The sequence below is a fragment of the Herbaspirillum sp. GW821-FHT09A12 genome (assembly GCF_059418325.1).
In genome coordinates this window covers 1-19337 of sequence record NZ_JBWKPR010000021.1, presented here as the reverse complement: position 1 = coordinate 19337, position 19337 = coordinate 1, and the positions used below count along the sequence as shown (strand labels likewise).

Below are 19337 nucleotides of genomic sequence, written 5' to 3'. Positions count from 1 at the left end.
CTTTTCTTGGCGAGACAAGAAAAGTGAGCGGCTGCCGGGCCGCCCCCGGCGCTCCGCTCCGACCGGAGAAAGAAAAGCATAAAGCCAGTACATCAACACGCAGCAAGACCAGACTACCCAAAATAGCCCAATGCCATTCAGCGATTGAGCGATTGAGCGATTGAGCGTTTCATAAAATCATGAGACGAAGAAACCGGCAGCACGGCTATCCATATACAATGCGCCGATCGTGACTCCAGGATGGCCCGCCCGCACTTCATGAGACCTTCTTCCGAATCCTTCGTGCGCCGCGTGCGCAGCAAGCTTGATGAACTGTCGGCCACCGAGCGCCAGCTGGCGGATTTCTTGCTGGAGTTTCCCGGCGAGCTGGCCAGTTATGCCGGCAACGAGCTGGCGCAGCTGGCCGGCGTGTCGCCTTCGACGGTGAGCCGCTTCATCCGCCACATCGGTTATGACAGTTATGAAGAGGCGCGCCGCCATGTGCGCGAGGAACAGGAAGTCGGCTCGCCGCTGTTCCAGCCGTCCTCGGGCGCGGCGCGCCATGTCAAATCGGTGGCGGCGCATTTCCAGCAATCGCAGGCCAACCTGGCCGCTACCTTCGAACGCCTGTCCGACGCCGCCATGGCCGAGATCGCCAAGGCGATTGCCGGCGCGCCGCAGGTGCTGGTGTTCGGCAGCCGCAGCAGCCATGCCTTCGCGGTCTACCTGCGTTGGCAGATCATCCAGGTGCTGCCGCGCGTGACCGCCATCCCCGGCCCCGGCGAGACGCTGGCCGAACATACCGCCGGCCTGACCGAGCGCGATTGCGTGATCGTGTTCGGCACGCGCCGCCAGACGCGCCAGATGGAACGCGTGCTGGATGCCGCCAGCCGCGCCGGCGCCCGCATCCTCTATATCAGCGACCAGGCCTCGCCCGATTACGCTGGCGCCACCTGGTCGCTGCAATGCCAGTGCCGCGGCCCCGGTTCGCTGGACAACCACGTGGCCGTGATGGCCCTGTGCGACCTGCTGGCCACCCTGGTCATCGAAGCCAGCGGCGCGGCCGGGCGCAAGCGCCTGGCGGCGGTGGAGCAGGGCCATGACGAGCTGGACGACTTCGGCTGAGCGTATCTCACGCAGTTTCCTGCCTGGAATCAGGATTTCAGCATGTCAGGCGGATTGAATCCCCATTTTCTTCCAGGCGTCGCACGTTGCCGGTGCGGCGGCGCGGCCGGCTTCACCAATTGAAGGCGGTTGGCTGCAGCCGGACTTGCGTCCGGGCAAGGGGCATCCCTTCCCCCCAATCCGCGCGAATTCGGCACAACCCCGCTTCCCGCTTGGGTTTCATCTCATCCGCATCAGCGCCATTGCAACCATGGCATGCCGGTCCGATGCTGGCACGGCGATTGCTATATGCCTTGCAGAAATGAAATTTAAATTTCAGTAAAAAATTAATTCTGAAATTGTTATTCCATTTGTCGGCGCGGTGGACTAAAGTAAGTCACGCAACGGCGGCATTGCGCCGCCGGGGTTCCACAGCCATGACGCAGTAGCAAGAACCGAAGCATGACTTTCGTTTGCCATCCCACGCACGAGGAGCTGACCATGGCCGGACCCACACTTTCTTCGCCGGATACCCCGCGCATCGCCGAGCTGGACGGCGCGCTGGACAAGATCGGCGTCACCCGTTCGCACCACACCATCATTTTCCTGATCCTGATCGGCTGCCTGTTCGACAGTTTCGAGCAGAACGCCATCGGCCTGGTCGGCCCCATGCTCAAGCAGCAATGGGGGCTCACCACCACCGACATCGGTTTGTTAAATACCGTTACCTTCGCCAGCGCCGCCATCGGCCGCATCGTCTCCGGCCTGGTGGCCGACCGCTACGGCCGCCGCGTGATGCTGAGCCTGGACCTGCTGTTGTTTACGCTGGGCGCCGGCATCTGCGCGCTGGCGCCGGACCTGACGGTCATGGCCATCGGCCGCGCCATCGTCGGCTTCGGCCTGGGCGGCGAGATCGCCATCGCTGTCACCATGCTGGCCGAATTCTGTTCCAGCAAGTTCCGCGGCACCGCGGTGGGGCTGGTCAACGTGGGCGCCGGCGGCCTGGGCAACTTCCTGGCGCCGGCCTTCGGCCTGCTGGTATTTACCCTGTTCCCCGGCGAGAACAGCTGGCGCTGGCTGTTCTTCTGCCTGATGGTGCCGGCCCTGCTGGGCGCGTTCTACCGCCGCTATATCCCGGAAACGCCGCGCTTCTTGCTGTCGCAGCACAAGATCGCCGAAACCAACCAGGTGCTGTCGCGCCTGGCCAGCGGCAAGCTGTCCGGCCCCGCGCCTGAAGCGACGGCGTGGATCGCCGACGATGGCCGCCGCGAGCAGGCCGCGCGCGTGAAGGTGCGTTCGATGGAGATTTTCCAGGGCCCGCTGGCGCGCCGCACCGTGCCGCTGTGCATCGCCATCTGGATGACCTATGGCGCGCAGATCTCGGTGCTCACGCTGATGCCGACCATCCTGGTCAGCCTGGGCTACAGCATGTCCAAGAGCCTGCTGTTCACGATGGTGATGCAAAGCGGCAGCCTGCTGGGCGCGATCGCCGCCTCGGCCTTCGGCTTCCACATGCCGCGCAAGCGCGTGTTGACCATTGGCGCGGTCTGCGCCTGTGCGGCGGCGCTGGCGATCGGCTTCGTGGCCAAGAACATCGCCATGATCCTGGTGGCCGGCGCGGTGTTCCAGTTCTTTGTGCTGTTGTTGAACACCACCATCTGGATCTTCGCCCCCGAGCTGTATCCGACCCGCGTGCGGGCCTTCGGCACCGCCTTCATCCTGGCCACCGGCACGGCCGCCGGCGCCTTCATGCCGCTGGCGGCGGGACGCCTGTTCGACGCCTTCGGCCTGGCCGGCGTGTTCGGCATGATCGCCGCGATGTACGGCATCTTCACCATCGCGGTGCGCACCGTGCCGGAAACCTACGGCAAGTCGCCCGACGCGCCGCTGGAGGATGGGCCGGTGCACGCGCCGGCCGAGGCGGCCGCGGTCGGCAGCCGCGGTTGACGCCACCGCAGTCGATCCACTTTTATCCAGAGCCGATTAACTAGGGCCGATTAACCAGAGCCGAACATGCGCCATATCCTGCTGATCAATCCGAACTCTTCGGCCGCCACCACCGAGATGATGGTGACCATCGCCGCCGCCGAGCTGCCGCCGGGCTTCTCGGTCAGCGGGGTGAGCGCGCGCAGCGGGCCGGGCATGATCGTCAACAGCGCCGAGCTGCAGGCGGCAGCGCCCGAGGTGGAGCGCAACTGGCAGGAGTTCGGCCGCCAAAGCGCCGGCGTGATCGTCAGCGCCTTCGGCGATCCCGGCATCGAGCGTGTGCGCGCCGCCGGTCAGACGCCGGTGGCCGGCATTTGCGAAGCGTCGATGCTGGAGGCGGCGCAGGGCGGCCGGCGCTTCGGCGTGGCGACGGTAACGCCGGAACTGGCCGACGCCATCGCCGCCAAGGCGCGGCAACTGGGATTGGGCGGCCTGTACACCGGCATTCGCCTGACCGCGGGCGATCCGCGCGCACTGGCGGCCGACCCGCAGGCGCTGGAACAGGCGCTGGCGCAGGCGGTGCGGGAGTGTGTGGAACTGGACGGCGCGCAGGCGGTGGTGATCGGCGGCGGGCCGCTGGGCCAGGCCGCCACCGCATTGGCGCAACGCTTCACGGTGCCGGTGATCGCACCGATCCCGGCCGCCGTGCGCTACCTGCTGCGCCAGCTGGACATCACTAATACGGCTGCGGCCTGAAATTAGAGCATCGCCAGGGGCAGCTTGCGGCGCGGCGGCGGGAAGGCGGCGTCGAGTTCCTTGAGGTCGGCGTCGTCCAGGGCAATGTCGAGGCAGGCGCGGTTTTGCCGTACATGCTCCTGGCTGGCCGCCTTGGGGATGGCGATCACGCCGGGGCGGCGCAGCACCCACGCCAATGCGGCCTGCGCCGGCGTCACGCCATGCCGTTGGGCGATGGTTGCCAGCGCGGCATTCTTCAGGATGCGCCCCTGTTCGATCGGCGAGTAGGCCATGATGGGCACGCCGCGTTCCAGCGATTGCGGCAGCAGGTCGTATTCGATGCCGCGCCGCGACAGGTTGTACAGCACCTGGTTGGCCAGGCATTGGCCGCCGTTTTCTTCTGCCAGCAATTCATCGATGTCGTCGGTATCGAGGTTGCTCACGCCCCAGCCGCCGATCTTGCCCTGCGCCGCCAGCGTTTGCATCGCTTCCACCGTGGCCGACAACGGGTGCGAACCGCGCCAGTGCAACAGGTACAGGTCGATACGATCGGTGCCCAGGCGTTTCAGGCTGGCTTCGCAGGCGGCGATGGTGCCGCGCCTGGAGGCGTTGTGCGGCAGCACCTTGCTGACCAGGTAGACCTGGTCGCGGCGGCCGGCAATGGCGCGGCCGACGATCTTTTCGGCGCCGCCGTCGGCGTACATCTCGGCGGTGTCGATCAGCGTCATGCCCAGCGCCATGCCGGCTTGCAGCGCCTTCACCTCGGCCGCCGCATGCGCGGCCGACTCTCCCATGTTCCATGTGCCCTGGCCCAGGGCCGGCACCTGGTCGCCATTGCGCAGCCTGACCAGCGGGATTTGCTTCATGCGTCCTCCTCTTGATAGGAATGCGCCGCCGGCGATGCCTTCACCCGATCCGGCGACGAAAATGCATTAGACCCCATTTTGGCGCCGGCTTCATCCCGCATCGCACATCGCATGGCGACAATGCATGGCGGCAACTTTTCGATGGCTTTGTGGCGCCATGCCGGCGCCGCGATTGTGGCCGGAGGCAACTGCTGGCATGATCGCACCAAGAAAAAATCCAGGGGAAATCATGTTGCGTCGTTTGCGTCAGGCCTGCGCCAAATACTGGGCGCGCTGGTTGCTGGCATTGGTGCTGACCGGTGTGGCGGCTGCACAGGTGGTCGGCATGCTGCCGGGCGAGTGGGTGGGGCGGCTGGACCTGTTCTTCTACGACTTGCGCATGCGCGTGGTCAAGGCCGAGCTGGACCCGCGCATCGTCATCGTCGACATCGATGAAAAAAGCATCGCCGACATCGGCCGCTGGCCCTGGAGCCGCGACGTGGTGGCCGAGCTGGTCAGGCAGATGACGCAGACCTACCAGGCGCAGTCGGTCGGTTTCGACGTGGTGTTCGCCGAACCGGACACCAGTTCCGGCTATGCCCGCCTGGAAGAATTGGCCAAAGGCGAATTGAAGGATGTGCCGCAATTCACCCGCCAGCTGCAAAGCCTCAAGCCGCAGATGGATTACGACGCGCGCCTGGCCCAAGCCCTGCAGGGGCAGCCGGTGGTGATGGGCTACAACCTGTCCAACGAAGCCGGCGCCATCGCCAAGGGGCAACTGCCGGCGCCGGCCTTCACCGTGGCCGATCTCGGCGGCCGTCGGCTGGACGTGACGCACTGGCGCGCCTACGGCGCCAACCTGCCGCAGCTGCAGCAGGCGGCGCGCTCGGGCGGTTTCTTCAATCCGCTGCCCGATGAGGACGGCCTGATCCGCGCGGTGCCGCTGGTGGCCCAGGTCGGCGACAACTTCTATGAGTCGCTGGCGCTGGCCACCGCGCGCGTGGCCCTGGACGGCAAGCGCATCAAGCCGGTGTTCCTGCAGAACGACGCCGTGCTGTCGGAGGCGCAACTGCGCGACTATGGCGCGCTCGATTCCATCGCGGTCGATATCAAGCCCGATCCGCTGTTCATCCCGGTCGAACGCCACCTGACCACGCTGGTCACCTACCGCGGCCATGGCGGGCCGGCCGGCGGCGCCTTCCGTTATGTGCCAGCGGTGGACGTGCTCCGCGGCCGCGTGCCGCACGACCAGCTGGACGGCCGCATCATGCTGGTCGGCACCACCGTGCCGGGCCTCAACGATTTGCGGGCCACGCCGGTCAGCCCGGTCTATCCCGGCGTGGAAGTGCACGCCAACCTGATCGCCTCCATCATCGACGGCGACTTCAAGCAGCGTCCGGAATTCGCGGTCGGCTACGACCTGGTGCAGATCCTGGTCATCGGCCTGACGCTGGGCATCCTGTTGCCGATGCTGGGGCCGCTCATGTCCATCCTGCTGACGGCGGCCGCCGGCGCCGGCATCGGCGCTTTCAATTTCTGGCTGTACAACACCGGCGGCCTGGTGCTGCCGCTGGCCACCGCTTTGCTGCTGATCGCCGCGCTGTTTATCTGCAACCTGGGCTGGGGCTACCTGTTCGAGTACCGCAACCGCAAGGCCATCGTCAACCTGTTCGGCGAATACGTGGCGCCGGAACTGGTGGCCGAGATGGCGGCCAATCCCGAGAGCTACAACATGGAAGGCGAGATCCGCGAGCTGAGCGTGATGTTCTCCGACGTGCGCGGCTTCACCACCATCTCCGAAGGGCTGCAGCCCAACGCGCTGCGCGAATACATCAATCTCTACCTGACCGCCATGTCGGAAGACATCCGCGGCAACCGCGGCACCCTGGACAAGTACATCGGCGACGCCGTCATGGCTTTCTGGGGCGCGCCGCTGGCGTTGCCCGACCACGCCGCGCGCGCGGTCGCCACCGCGCTGAAGATGCAGCAGACCGTCATCGCGCTGAACCGGGAGTTCGCCAAGCGCAACTGGCCGCCGCTGAAGATCGGCATCGGCGTCAACACCGGCTCGATGCGGGTGGGCGACATGGGCTCCAGGATCCGCAAGGCGTACACGGTCATGGGCGACGCGGTCAACCTGTCTTCGCGGCTGGAGTCGATCACCAAGGTCTACGGCGTGGGCGTGCTGGTCGGGCCGGCCACGCGCGATGCGGCGCCGGGCTTCGCCTACCGCGAGCTGGACCGCGTGCGCGTCAAGGGCAAGAACGAACCGGTGCCGATCTTCGAGCCGCTGGCACCGGATGGCGAACTCGATGCCGGCCTGCGCGCCGAGGTCGAACAATGGCATGCGGCGCTGGCCGCCTTGCGCGCGCAGCGCTGGGATGACGCCGAGCGCGAAATTCTCGCACTGCAGGAAAAATCGGCGCATGGCCTGTATGCGCTGTATCTCGGACGCATCGCCCGCTATCGCAGCGAGCCGCCTGGCGCCGACTGGGATGGCGTCACCACGTTCGACACGAAATGAAACGGCGGCAAGGGCGTGGCAAGCGTTCAAGCCGACAATTGCTTGCCGCATCTTTACACCAAGACATGAGAATAGTTTCCAGGCGGGAAAGTCCGGCGTGGTGAAAATGCCGCCAGACCAGAGCCGGTGTGCTTTTTAATCGAATTTTGTCGACGTTCAAGAAACGAGTCCCTATACTTTACACACGTCAAGAATTGCTCATGCTGCGGGAGGGGATGGGCCGCTACTGACGATTCTGCTGCAGGGAGATTCCACCGTTTTCAGTTTGTCATCCGCTATCACGGAGCGAGCCGTGCGCGCGCCCGTTTTGCGTATCGGGGCGGCCAGCGCGGCGAGGATATCCCGGCGGCAGGGATTCAGGGAGAAGGTCAATCCGGCATGATCCGCTTGCGGACGTGCTTATAAGAGCCGCTAAAGATAAAGGGGAGGCGGGCCGTACAGGCAACCGCCCGCACATATGATGAAACACGGCTTTCAGCATTATTTGATGGGGATGGCGCTGGCGACGACAGCGCTGGGGGCAATGGCGCAAGCCGCGCCGCAGGCCGCTACAGCAGCGGCAGCGGCGCCGGCCGACGAACGCTTCGAGATCAAGCGTTTCCAGATCGACGGCAATACCCTGCTCACGGCGCAGCAGATCGAGCAGAGCGTGGGGCCGTTTACCGGCCCCGGCCGCGTCTACGGCGACATACAGCAGGCGCTGGAGGCGCTGGAAAACGCTTACCGCAAGGATGGCTACAGCACCGTCCAGGTCCATGTGCCGGAACAGGAGCTCACGTCCGGCGTGGTGCGCATCCAGGTGACGGAGACCGTGATCGGCAAGGTCACCGTGGTCGACAACAAGCATTTCAGCGAAGACAACATCCGCGCCAGCCTTCCGGCGCTGCAGCCGGGCATGGCGCCCAACATGCGCAAGATTTCGGAATCGGTGCAACTGGCCAACGACAATCCGGCAAAGCAAGTCAACGTCGAACTCTCCAGCGCCGAAGCCGACGGCAAGATCGACGCCAAGGTGGCGGTAACCGACAATGACCCGTTCCGGGTGATCCTCACGCTGGACAATACCGGCTCCCCGGAAACCGGCCAGTGGCGCACCGGCGTGGCCTTGCAGCATTCCAACCTGTTCAACCGCGACCATGTCGGCACGCTGGCCTACACCACGTCGCCCGACAGCCCGTCGGGCTCCAAGGTCGACCTGTATTCGCTGGGTTATCGCCTGCCGCTGTACGGCATCGGCGACAGCCTGGATTTCATCTACGGTAAATCCAACGTGACCAGCGGCACTTCGCCCACGCTGGGCTCGCTGTTCGGCTTCACCGGCAAGGGCGATGTCTACGCGCTGCGCTGGAACCATTTCTTCGCCCGCAGCGGCGAATGGACCAGCAAGCTGGTGTTGGGCGCCGATTACAAGAAGCTGGGCTCGACCTGCAACTTCGCCGGCATCGAGCTCTCCACCTGCCAGCCTTATTCCACGCTGCCGCTGTCGGCCACCTATAGCGCGCAGCGCCAGAGCGTGGGGCAGATCCTCGACTACAACGTCGGCATCGCGCGCAACTGGGCGGTCGGCCCCAGCTACACCAGCACCAGCGGCCGCACCGACCGTTATTCCTTCATCGCCGGCAACCGCGACACGACCGACAACTTCGTCATCGCGCGCGGCGGCGTTTCGCTGCTCAAGGCGTTCGCCAGCGACTGGCAGATGCGCCTGGCCGGCACGGCCCAGTACGCGCCCGATCCGCTGGCGCCGGCCGAACAGTTCGGCCTGGCCGGTTCGACCGCCGTGCGCGGCTTCTCCGAACGCGCGGTCGCGGCCGACAGCGGCATGATCGTCAATGCCGAAGCCTATACGCCGGAACTGCTGGCCAAGAGCGAGCTCAAGGGCAACCTGCGGCTGCTGGGGTTCTACGACATCGGGCGCGGCTACAACAACAAGACCGCCGGCAGCGCGCTGGCCTCCAGCATGACGGTGGCCAGCCTCGGTTTCGGCGCGCGCTACAACGTGGGGCGCGATTTCAACCTGCGCCTGGATGTCGCGCGCGTGTCCATCGCCGGCACTTCGCAAACAGAAAAACGTGGCGACCTGAATGCGCACCTGAGCGCGACCCTGGGGTTCTGACATGAAAAATACCGTACCCGCATCCGAAAGCCAGGCCGCCTACGGCGCGCCGCCTGCCATCGAACTGTTGCCGCCGTCGCTGACGGTGCGCCTGGGCAAACGCCGCCTGACCCTGAGCTGGCGCGCGCGCAAGCCCCTGCCGGCGCTGTTGGGCCGCCTCTTGCTGCGATCCTGGCGCCAGGTGCTGGCGCCGGTGCTGCGGGTGTCGGTGGCCGCCGCCGCGGTGTGCGGCGCCTGGCAGACCGGCGCGCTGGCCGCCGCGCCGGCGCCGGGCACGCTGCCCGCCGGCTGGAGCGTGGTCAACGGCAACGTGGTGTTCACCCAGAACGGCAACGTCCTCAACATCAACCAGCTCTCGCCGCAGGCGATCGCCAATTTCCAGTCCTTTTCGATCGGCTCGGCCGCCGCCGTCAACATCAGCCAGCCCGGTGCGGCGGCGGCCTTCCTGGCCAAGGTGACCGGCGGCGACATATCGCAGATCTACGGCAAGCTGACCGCGCCGGGCCTGGTGGCGCTGTATAACCCGAACGGCATCCTGGTCGGCCCCGGCGGCCTGGTCGATGTCGGCCGCTTCATCGCCACCACGCTCAACATCAACGACAGCGATTTCCTGGCCGGCAAGCTGACCTTTTCCAGGCAGGGCGCGGTCGGCTCGGTGGAGAACCAGGGCACCATCAAGTCCGCCACCGGCGGCAGCGTCTACCTGATCGGCAGCAGCGTCACCAACGGCGGCATCATCCAGAGCCCGCAGGGCGAGGTGATCCTGGCCGCCGGCGAAACCGTGACCCTGGCCGATACCGCCACGCCGGGCGTGACGGTCAACGTCACCGGCAACACCGGCAATGTCACCAACCTGGGCGCCATCACCGCCGAAGCCGGCCGCATCGGCATCGCCGCCGGCCTGATCAGCAACAGCGGCAACCTCAGCACCTCCAGCGTGGTGCGCGAAGGCGGCCGCATCTTTTTGCGCGCCTCGCAAAACCTGACCACCACGGCCAGCTCCAGCATCAGCGCCGACGGCAGCAAGGGCGGCAATATCGTGCTGTATGCGGACGGCGCGGCCAACCTCGATGGCGACGTGTCGGCGCAAGGCGCCGCCGGCACCGTGCTGGGCGGCTTTGTGGAAACCTCCGGCAAGCAATCGCTGAGCGTGGTCAAGGCGCCCAAGGTCGGCGCCGGCGGCACGTGGTATATCGATCCTTACGATCTTGAAGTGATTGCCGATAGCAGCGGCGACAACTACTACATTAACATCGAGGACAACGTCATTACTTCCGTGGGCAGCAGTGCCCATATCCGGGCCAGCACGATTTCGGGCCAGCTTAACAACGGCGTCAGCGTGATATTGGAGACCGGCGCCGGCGGTTCTTTGACAGGCGGCAATATCACCGTCAGCAGCGCAATCAACAAGACCAGCGGCTCGGCCGCCAGCCTGACGCTCAATGCGAACAACAGCATCGCCATCAATGCCGACATCACCAGCACCAGCGGCGCGCTGAATCTGAACCTCAACAGTAACCTCAGCGGCATCGCCGGCGACCATACGGTCAACGTCAGCGGGGCGCGGGTCAGTCTCAATGGCGGCGTCCTCAATGTTCTCGACGTCGGCGGCAATACCGGCAGCGGCAATATCGCCATCAATAGCGGCGCCACAATCGACCTCAGTCAGGGCAGCACGCTCAACGCCGGCACGCTCACCATTGCCACCGGCGGCACGCTCTCGGGCATCAATAATGCCGGTGTGATCCTGGCCGGCGATTTGAACAACAGCGGTACGGTCGAGCTTGACAATTCGGCGATGAGCGTCGGCGGCAAGCTGGCCAACCAGGGTGCGATGAACCTGACCACCGTCAGCGGCATGCTGGGCAACGTCACCAACAGCGGCGCCATGACGATGACCAGCATATTCCAAGGCATTGACGCGACAGCGTTCAACAATAGCGGTGCGCTGGAGTTGCACAACGGTGCGAGGCTCAATACCGGCGCCATGACCAATAGCGGCACCGCCATCATCGATGTATCGACCTTGAATGTGAGCGCGCTGACCAATAGCGGTACGGCGACGGTGAACGGCGGCACAGTGATCGCCACCGACAAGATCACCAATGCGGGCCAGTTTTCGAGTTCCAATAGCACCATCAATACGGCGAACGGCTTTGACAATAGCCTGGGCGCCACGCTGACCCTGGACTTTCAGTCCAGCTTCAACAGCGGCACCGTGGTCAATGCCGGCACGATGAATGCCATCGGCGCGGGAATCATCATTGCAGCACTGGACAATAACGCAACGGGAACGATTACGGTCAGCAACGGCGCCTCGATAAACGGCACGTCCTTTTCCAATAGCGGCACCCTCAACATGCAGGGCAATGCCGGCGTGTCTTTTTCGTCGGGAGTGGAGAATAAGTTTGGCGGTACGATCAGTGGAACCGGGACGATCGGCACCTTGAACAACAACGGCACGCTGGCGCCGGGCGGCGATGGCAGTGTCGGCGCCCTGAACATCGATGGCGACCTGACGCTTGGCAGCGGCAGCACGCTGTTGCTGGATGTCTCCAATGCGGGTTATGACCAGATCAACTTCCTGAGCAGCGGCACCATCAGCCTCGGCGGCACGCTTCAGACGCGCTTGCTCAATGGCTACACGGCATCGGTGGGCACCGCCTATCAGGCGTTCAACACCAGCGCCGGCGCGCAGTTCTCTCCCGGTTCCTATTTCCGCAACGTGAGCGGCGACGTGCTGACCATTGGCGGCAACAAGCAGATGATCAAGGCCACCACGGAAAATGGCCTGACGCTGGCCATGGCCGGCTCGGCCACGCTGGCCGCCAACGGTAGCGATTCGGACTGGGGCAGCCTCGCGACCTGGGGCGGGGCCGGTTACATTCCGACCCAGATCGATACCGTCGTCATCGATAGCGGCATGGTCGCACACCACGGCATGGGCGCCGACACCATCGACAAGCTGGTGCTCAACGGCGGCAGGCTGGATATGTATGGCGGCAGCCTGACCGTGGCCACCTCGACCTCGGGCAGCGGCAATATTTCCCTGGCTTCGTCGATGAATGCCGATGTGACCGCGCTCACGCTCAACAATGCCGTCACCAATGCCAATGTCTCCGTCACTGGCGGCAACCTGGTGCTCGGCGGCGATACGCGCTTCTACGGCATGGATGTACGTAGCGGCAACGTCACCGGCAATCCGGGGTCGCGCCTGGTGGTGTCGGACGATTTCTACCAGAGCGGCGGCAACATGAGCCTTGCCGATGCCGCGCTGAGTTCGGCTTCCGGCACGCTGACGGTGGGCAATATCACGGCCAACAACCTGGTGCTGGAGGCGCAGAACGGCGATATTTCCCAGTACGGCAGCGGCTGCATGAGCGTCTATACCTCGCTGCATGTGATCCAGCAGCTGATCGCATCGGCCACCGGCAATATCAGCCTGGATGGCGCCAGCAGCAACAACCAGATCGCCGCTTTTGCCGCCAGCAGCAGCGGCCAGGGCAACATCAGGCTGCTCAACCATCTCAATACCGATGACGCCAGCGTGGTCACCATCAATGGCGTCAATGCCGCCAACGGCAGCGTCAACATCGAGAACTATGGCGCCATGCGCACGGCGGCGATCGGTTCGAATGCCGACTTCCTGGGCGGCTTGCCCACGGCGGTCGACGGCACGCCCACCAGTGCCGCCGACAAGCTGGCGACACTGGGCGTGAATGGCACCGGCCTGGTCAAGACCCGCGGCGCCGGCGGTTCGGTGAACATGTCGACGCACAGCCCGCTGACCATCGGTGCGGGCGGCGTGGACGCCAGCGGCGACATCGTGCTGACGGCGGGCAGTTCGGCCAACAGCAGCGCCGACAACCTGATCATCAATGGCCCCTTGTCTTCGCAGGGCGGCAACGTTACGCTCGCCGCCGCCAACAGCCTCGCCCTCAACGCCAATGTGACGACTTCGGCGCCGGGCCTGGCGACGTTGTCGGCCCTGGCGTTCAGCTACACCCCGGGGGTGAGCATCACGGATGCCAATGGGGTGCGCATACCGGTACCGCTTCCGCCTTCGATCACGCCGGTTACGCCCCCGTCGCCGACCATTCCGGTGCCGGTGGTGATACCGACCGTGCCCCAGTCGGCGCTGCAGCAGAGTCTCAACAGCATCATTGCGATCCTGGCGCAGGGTACGACGCAGACTTCCGGTTCAAGCGGGCAGGTCAGCATGACGGGTGACGACAGTGGCGGCGGCAAGGAGGAGAAGACAGGCGCAAAGGATCCCTTCGCGGAAGACACGACAAGTCCCAAGGTGGCCAAGCTGTATTGCAATTGATGCGCCGAATCGTATGGTTTTTCCGGGCGCCAATCGATGGCGCCGGTTTTCAGGACTCAGTATGAAACCGTTGAATTATTCTCGTGGGGCAGTCATCGCGCGGCGGCTGGCCGGATGGTGGATGGCATTGGCGCTGCTGGCCGTCGCCGGCGCGGCGCAGGCGCAGGCGGTGGGGACGGTGACGCACCTGTCGGGCCTGCTCACGGCCCGGCATGCCGACGGCACGCGCACCGTGCTGGCGGTGAAGTCGGTCATTCTCCAGGGCGATACGCTCATTACCGAACGCGAGACGTATACCAGGGTGCAATTCCTGGACGATGCCGAGATCGTGCTGCGCCCCGGCAGCGAGGTGGTGGTGGCCAAGTATGTCTACGACGAAAAGAAACCGGAAAACGATTCGGTGGCGATCAACCTGGTCAAGGGCGGCTTGCGCGCCGTGACCGGCCTGGTCGGCAAGCGCAACCACGGGGCGGTCAACTTCGACACGCCGACGGCGACCATCGGCATCCGCGGCACCAATTTCGGCGCGCTGTTCTGCCAGAACGATTGCGGCGGCATACCAACGTCGAGCGGAACAGTGCCGCAAAACGGCTTGCATGTGGATGTGACCCAGGGCGCGATCGTGTTGACCAATCCCGCGGGTTCGCAAATCTTCCAGGCCGGGCAATTCGGTTTCACGCCCAGCATACAGGTGCCGCCGGTCATCGTTCCCGTGAACCCGGGGATCAAGTTCGCGCCTCCTCCGAATTTCGGCTATGTGGCGTCACCCGGCCAGCAAGCTGCATCGAGTAAAGCGATCGATTGCGTGGTGCGTTGAGCGTTGAGTCGAGGCTGCCTGAACCGGCACCAGGGCCTGAATCAGGCCCTGGAATCAGGCCCTAGAACGCCAGGATGACGCCCGGCGCCAGCATGCGCGGCTGGTGCGGGCTGTTGCCGGCGGCGATTTCGCGGGCGATCTGCTCTTGCTGGCTGGGTTTTGCGTGGGTCACCAGCACCTCCGGCCGCGCGCGCAGCTTTGCCAGTTCGCCCAGCAGCAGGCTGGGGCACAGATGTTTGGACAATAGCGCCAGCTCGCGCTCGCGGTCGGCGAAGGCGGCCTCGATGATCAGGTAGCGCAGGTCGCCGACGGCATTGAGGGCTTCCCACAGCGGGTCGCAGATGCAGGTATCGCCGCTGAAGGCGAGCGAAGCGCCGCTGGCCTGGTTGTGCAAGTGATAACCCACCGCAGGCACGGTATGCGTGGCCGGCAGCGGCGTGATGTTGCGCGTGCCCAGCGTCACGGCCTGGCCTACTTCGATGGCGGCAAAGCGCAGGAAGGGATGGTCCGGCGTGGGGATCTGGCTGAAGTCGGGCCAGATGTGCCAGTTGAAGATGTGCTGGCGGATGATCTCCAGCGTCTCGCGCGTGGCGTACATGGTGACCGGACGCGCGCGCAGTTCGCCCACGCTGTCGACCATCAGCGGCAGGCAGGCGATATGGTCCAGATGGGCGTGCGTGATGAAGACATGGTCGATCGCGGCCAGGCGTTCCAGCGACAGGTCGCCCACGCCGGTGCCGGCGTCGATCAGGATATCGTGATCCACCAGCAGGGAGGTGGTGCGCATGCCGTTTCCGCCGATGCCGCCGCTGCAACCGAGAATTTCTACGCGCATTGTGACTTGCCGTCCAATATAGTTATAGGCTGGAAGACCGCCCCATCGCGGCTGCCGAGCGTTGGTTGCAACCCGGAAACCCCCGTCCGGACTGGGTTTGCGCACAATGTGGCAAACTATGCAACAGCGGTCGATGTTAAGTTATCCGCGCCCCTAAATCAATGAAAAGAAACCGGGGAAAGCAGGCGGACTCTTCCATTTGAAGCAGGTATGATCTACCCGGCAATGTTTCGGAGAGGTAAGCTGAAGAATTGCAGGCGGTTTAGGCCCAAGCTCGCGGCAATCTGCGGCGCGGGCGGGCTTTAAAATTGCCAGAATGCGAGTAGAGTGTCCGGGAAAACGCCGGGCTCCGCGCCTTGACCGGCGCGCACAAAAAAATCGCAATGGCCGACCCCGATTTTCCATCCACCGCAGCACCGGCAACCGCCATGGACAAGCACCGAGACATATCCTACCGGCTGGACCAGCTGACCGAACTGAGCATGGCGCTCAGCAACAACCGCGACCTGCCGCTGCTGCTCGAGCGCATCCTGCTGACCGCCATGGACATCACGCAAGCCGATGGCGGCACCCTGTACCGCATCGACGAAAGCGACAACAGCCTGCAGTTCTACATCTCGGTCAACGGCAGCCTGAAGATGCACCAGGGCGGCAGCAGCGGGACGGCGATCTCGATTCCCAACATCGCGCTCAGGCTGCCCGACGGCGCGCCCAACCTGTCGGCGGTGGCGGCCTATGCGGCCAACACGCGCAAGTCGGTCAACATCCCCGACGTGTACCAGGCGCAGGCGAGCGCCGGCTTCAATTTCAACGGCATGCGCCTGTTCGACGAGAAGTACGGCTACCGCTCGCAGTCGATCCTGACCGTGCCCATGCAAGACCACGGCGGCGAGCTGCTGGGCGTGCTGCAACTGATCAACGCCACCGACCGCGCGGCCGGCAAGACGATCGCGTTCTCCGAGACCGACCAGCACTTCATCGAAGCGCTGGCCTCGCAGGCCTCCATCGCGATGACCAACCAGCAACTGATCCATCGCCTGGAAAACCTGTTCGAGAGTTTCATCAAGCTGATCAACATCGGCATCGGCGAAAAGTCGCCGCATACCGGCCGCCACTGCGAGCATGTGCCGGAACTGGCGATGATGATCGCCGAGGCGGCGCATGCCGCCACCGAAGGCCCGCTGGCCGATTTCCGCATGAGCGAGGCCGACCGCCGCGAGTTGTGGGTGGCCGGGCTGCTGCACGACTGCGGCAAGATCAGCACGCCCACGCACATCGTGGAAAAGTCGACCAAGATGGAAACCATCTTCGACCGCATCCACCTGGTCGATACCCGTTTCGAGGTCTTGAAGCGCGACGCCGAGATCGGCGTGCTGCAGGAGAAACTGGCGCTGGGCGCCGCGCTCACGCCGGACAAAAGCGCCGAGCTGGATGCGCGCTTGCAGGCCGAGATCGCCCTGATGGACGACGAGCGCGCCTTCCTCCACAAGAGCAACATCGGCACCGAAGGCATGAAGCCGGAAGACCAGCAGCGCGTGCTCGACATCGCCGAGCGCCAATGGCGCGGCCCGGACGGCCAGATGCGCGCATTGCTGGACGACGAGGAAGCCGGCAACCTGCGCATCCGCGCCGGCACCCTGAACGACGCCGAGCGCCAGATCATCAACAACCACATCGTGATCACGATCAAGATGCTGGAGTCGCTGCCCTGGCCCAAGCAATTGCGCAACGTCACCGAATACGCCGGCGGCCACCACGAGCGCATGGACGGCAAGGGCTATCCCAAGGGCCTCACGCGCGAGCAGATGTCGATACCGGCGCGCATCATGGCGGTGGCCGACATCTTCGAAGCCGTCACCGCCGCCGACCGCCCCTACAAGCGCGGCAACACGCTCAACGAGGCGATCGACATCCTGGCCGGCTTTCGCGCGCGCGACCACATCGACCCCGACCTGTTCGACATCTTCATCCGCGACAAGGTCTACCAGCAGTACGCCGACAAGTTCATGCATGCCAGCCAGATCGACGAGGTCGACCTGTCGAAGATTCCCGGGCATGCGCCCCGCTGACAAAACGTCGCGGGCGGCGTTGCTTGAGGACGCGGGCGGCATTTTTTCGGCAGCAACCGCAAGAGGTTGGGTTATGCTCGCGGATGGAAAGTGAGCCGCCCATGGCATTCACGCGCATCGAGGAACCGTAATACGTGTCTCAGGCAGTAACCCGTCCAGCGACATCCGCAACTACCCACCGAGGTAATTTCATCAGCCGCCACTGGCGCGGCGACTATTCGCTCGCCCGTTCCTACTGGCTGCATACGGTGTTGTTGTCGTCGCTGTTGCCGGCGTTCTCGATCTCGCTGCTGGCGCGGCTGACCAACGACATGCCGGCGCGCTACGGCGTGGCCGGGGTCCTGGCCATCGCCGCCTTCAGCTACCTGGCATGGATCTGGGGCGTGCGCGGCTGCTGGATGTCGGCCGGCCGGCATGTGGCGCGCGGCGGGCGGCGCTGGGCCGAGGTGGTGGTCAAGGTGCTGATCGTGTTCGGCGCCATCAGCCTGGTGTCCAGCACCTGGCGCGCGTCCCATTCTTTCCGCGAACAATTCGATATCGCCCGCGGCAAGCAACTGGGGCCGCCGGTGGTCTATCAGTTGCGGGTCGACGGCAAGTCGGTCCTGCTGCAAGGGGGCATGAACGACGGCGCCGCCGATGGCCTGGAGCGCCTGTTGCAGGCGCAGCCCTCGGTCACGACGGTAGTCTTGTATTCGGCCGGCGGCTGGGTGCGCGAGGGCAAGCTGGTGGGCGATGTGATCCGCCGCCGCGGCCTCAATACCTATGTCGAGCAGGAGTGCTCGTCCTCGTGCACGCTGGCCTTCATGGCCGGGCGCGACCGCGCCATGGACCCGCGCGCGCACATCGGTTTCCATACGCTGTATACGGTGGGCGGGGACGACCGCATCAACAAGACTTTCGACCGCAACCTGACCTTCGACACCTACGGCAAGCTGGGCCTGCCGCATGACTTCATCACCCGCATCGCCGATACGCCTTCCAACAAGAGCTGGTATCCCGAGCAGGGCCAGATGCTGCAGGCCGGCGTGCTGACCCGCCTGGCGCCCGGCGGCGAGACCGCGCAACTGGCCACCATCGCCACCTCGCGCGACATCCTGGAGGAGGAGTTCAAGAAAGGCGCGCTGTTCGACATCATGGCGCGCTACCACCCCAAGGATTTCGCCCGCATGGTCGACCTGGCCTGGGCGTTGGCGCAGGCGCATGCTTCCGACGCCGAGATCCTGGCGGTGGGGCGCGAGCAGGTCGGCATCCTCAGCCGCAAACTGTTGCCGATCGCCTCGGACCAGTCGCTGCAGCAATTCCAGCAACTGGTGCTGGACCAGGCGGTGGCGCTGCGCGGCATCAGCGCGGCGGCATGCACCGAACTGATCTATCCGCATTCGCGCGCCGACGCCGCGGCCGGCCGCGAGACGCCGCAAGCGGTGTTGCCGCAGGAGTTCGCCAACCGCGAGATGGCGATGACGCAGCGCCTGTTGCGCGATGCCGATCCGGCCAACGCGGTACGCTTCACGCTGGGCGAACGCACCCGCGTGATCCGCCGTGCGCTGGCGCCGTTGTCGCAGGAACAGCTGCGGCTGCTGTCGTCGCCGGAGCGCCGCCAGGCTGATCCGGATGCTACTTGCGATGCTTCGATCTCTTATCTGCGGGCGGTCAACGAGCTGCCGGTGGAGGAGCGCAAGATTGCGTTGCGGGTGTTGTATTCGCGGGGGGATTAGTTAGTTGTATTGGTTTGATGTTTGTTTGGGTAGTCTGGTCTTGCTGCTGGTCGATGTACTGGTTTGATGTTTTTGGGTAGTCTGGTTTTGCTGCGTGTTGGTGTACTGGCTTAATGCTTATCTTTCTCCGGTCGGAGCGGAGCGCCGGGGGCGGCCCGGCAGCCGCTCACTTTCTTTGGCCCGCCAAAGAAAGTGAGCAAAGAAAGGCGGCCCCTAAGTGCCAGCCCTCCTTCGGAGGGTACCCGTTGGAGGGCGGTAAAAAATGGGCGAGGCAGAGTCGCTGCGCTCCGACTGCCCCGCTGATCCATTTTTTACCGCCCTCCAACGGCTGGCCCACAAGGGGTG

Annotated in this window: 11 protein-coding genes; 9 read left to right on the top strand and 2 right to left on the bottom strand. The window is 64.8% G+C overall.

The window, feature by feature from the left end; genetic code table 11:
• Positions 1-258: 258 nt before the first annotated feature.
• The 3 genes from AC07N6_RS24000 to AC07N6_RS23990 all read left to right on the top strand — a co-directional run bounded on the left by AC07N6_RS24000 (position 259) and on the right by AC07N6_RS23990 (position 3765).
• Positions 259-1104 carry a MurR/RpiR family transcriptional regulator gene (locus tag AC07N6_RS24000; protein ID WP_494783822.1) on the top strand — a complete coding sequence of 282 codons (846 nt, stop codon included), beginning with the start codon at positions 259-261 and terminating at the stop codon, positions 1102-1104.
• 480 nt (positions 1105-1584) lie between these two features.
• Positions 1585-3030 carry an MFS transporter gene (locus AC07N6_RS23995; protein WP_494783821.1) on the top strand — a complete coding sequence of 482 codons (1446 nt, stop codon included), beginning with the start codon at positions 1585-1587 and terminating at the stop codon, positions 3028-3030.
• A gap of 66 nt (positions 3031-3096) precedes the next feature.
• Entirely contained in the window at positions 3097-3765 is a 669-nt protein-coding gene (locus AC07N6_RS23990) for an aspartate/glutamate racemase family protein (protein WP_494783820.1), read from the top strand.
• Between the two features lie 2 nt (positions 3766-3767).
• Here AC07N6_RS23990 and AC07N6_RS23985 read toward each other — a convergent pair whose 3' ends face one another.
• On the bottom strand, positions 3768-4610 hold the full coding sequence (locus AC07N6_RS23985; protein ID WP_494783819.1) for an aldo/keto reductase: 843 nt from the start codon (positions 4608-4610) through the stop codon (positions 3768-3770).
• A 229-nt stretch (positions 4611-4839) separates the two neighbouring features.
• On the opposite strand from AC07N6_RS23985, the gene AC07N6_RS23980 reads away from it, so the two are divergent.
• From AC07N6_RS23980 to AC07N6_RS23965, 4 genes are all read left to right on the top strand, one after another.
• A complete protein-coding gene (locus AC07N6_RS23980) occupies positions 4840-7113 on the top strand; it encodes a CHASE2 domain-containing protein (RefSeq protein WP_494783818.1) in 2274 nt (757 codons plus the stop codon).
• Positions 7114-7573: 460 nt separating this feature from the next.
• The gene (locus tag AC07N6_RS23975) at positions 7574-9229 is read left to right on the top strand and encodes a ShlB/FhaC/HecB family hemolysin secretion/activation protein (protein ID WP_494783817.1); all 1656 of its coding nucleotides are present in this window, start codon (positions 7574-7576) and stop codon (positions 9227-9229) included.
• A 1-nt stretch (position 9230) separates the two neighbouring features.
• The gene (locus tag AC07N6_RS23970; protein ID WP_494783816.1) at positions 9231-13556 is read left to right on the top strand and encodes a beta strand repeat-containing protein; all 4326 of its coding nucleotides are present in this window, start codon (positions 9231-9233) and stop codon (positions 13554-13556) included.
• Positions 13557-13617: 61 nt separating this feature from the next.
• The gene (locus AC07N6_RS23965) at positions 13618-14373 is read left to right on the top strand and encodes a FecR family protein (RefSeq protein WP_494783815.1); all 756 of its coding nucleotides are present in this window, start codon (positions 13618-13620) and stop codon (positions 14371-14373) included.
• Between the two features lie 61 nt (positions 14374-14434).
• On the opposite strand, the gene AC07N6_RS23960 is transcribed toward AC07N6_RS23965, so the two are convergent.
• Positions 14435-15208: an MBL fold metallo-hydrolase gene (locus AC07N6_RS23960; RefSeq protein WP_494783814.1), complete on the bottom strand. Its 774-nt coding sequence runs from the start codon at positions 15206-15208 to the stop codon at positions 14435-14437.
• A 428-nt stretch (positions 15209-15636) separates the two neighbouring features.
• Between AC07N6_RS23960 and AC07N6_RS23955 the strand changes: the two genes are divergently transcribed.
• Complete coding sequence (locus AC07N6_RS23955) at positions 15637-17277, top strand: HD domain-containing phosphohydrolase (RefSeq protein WP_494783813.1); 1641 nt, start codon at positions 15637-15639, stop codon at positions 17275-17277.
• A 134-nt stretch (positions 17278-17411) separates the two neighbouring features.
• On the top strand, positions 17412-18992 hold the full coding sequence (locus tag AC07N6_RS23950) for a COG3904 family protein (protein WP_494783812.1): 1581 nt from the start codon (positions 17412-17414) through the stop codon (positions 18990-18992).
• Positions 18993-19337: the final 345 nt, after the last annotated feature.

Coding starts and splice junctions, on each gene's coding strand:
- AC07N6_RS24000 (WP_494783822.1), top strand. CDS start 259: ATGAGACCTTCTTCCGAATCCTTCGTGCGCCGCGTGCGCAGCAAGCTT.
- AC07N6_RS23995 (WP_494783821.1), top strand. CDS start 1,585: ATGGCCGGACCCACACTTTCTTCGCCGGATACCCCGCGCATCGCCGAG.
- AC07N6_RS23990 (WP_494783820.1), top strand. CDS start 3,097: ATGCGCCATATCCTGCTGATCAATCCGAACTCTTCGGCCGCCACCACC.
- AC07N6_RS23985 (WP_494783819.1), bottom strand. CDS start 4,610: ATGAAGCAAATCCCGCTGGTCAGGCTGCGCAATGGCGACCAGGTGCCG.
- AC07N6_RS23980 (WP_494783818.1), top strand. CDS start 4,840: ATGTTGCGTCGTTTGCGTCAGGCCTGCGCCAAATACTGGGCGCGCTGG.
- AC07N6_RS23975 (WP_494783817.1), top strand. CDS start 7,574: ATGAAACACGGCTTTCAGCATTATTTGATGGGGATGGCGCTGGCGACG.
- AC07N6_RS23970 (WP_494783816.1), top strand. CDS start 9,231: ATGAAAAATACCGTACCCGCATCCGAAAGCCAGGCCGCCTACGGCGCG.
- AC07N6_RS23965 (WP_494783815.1), top strand. CDS start 13,618: ATGAAACCGTTGAATTATTCTCGTGGGGCAGTCATCGCGCGGCGGCTG.
- AC07N6_RS23960 (WP_494783814.1), bottom strand. CDS start 15,208: ATGCGCGTAGAAATTCTCGGTTGCAGCGGCGGCATCGGCGGAAACGGC.
- AC07N6_RS23955 (WP_494783813.1), top strand. CDS start 15,637: ATGGACAAGCACCGAGACATATCCTACCGGCTGGACCAGCTGACCGAA.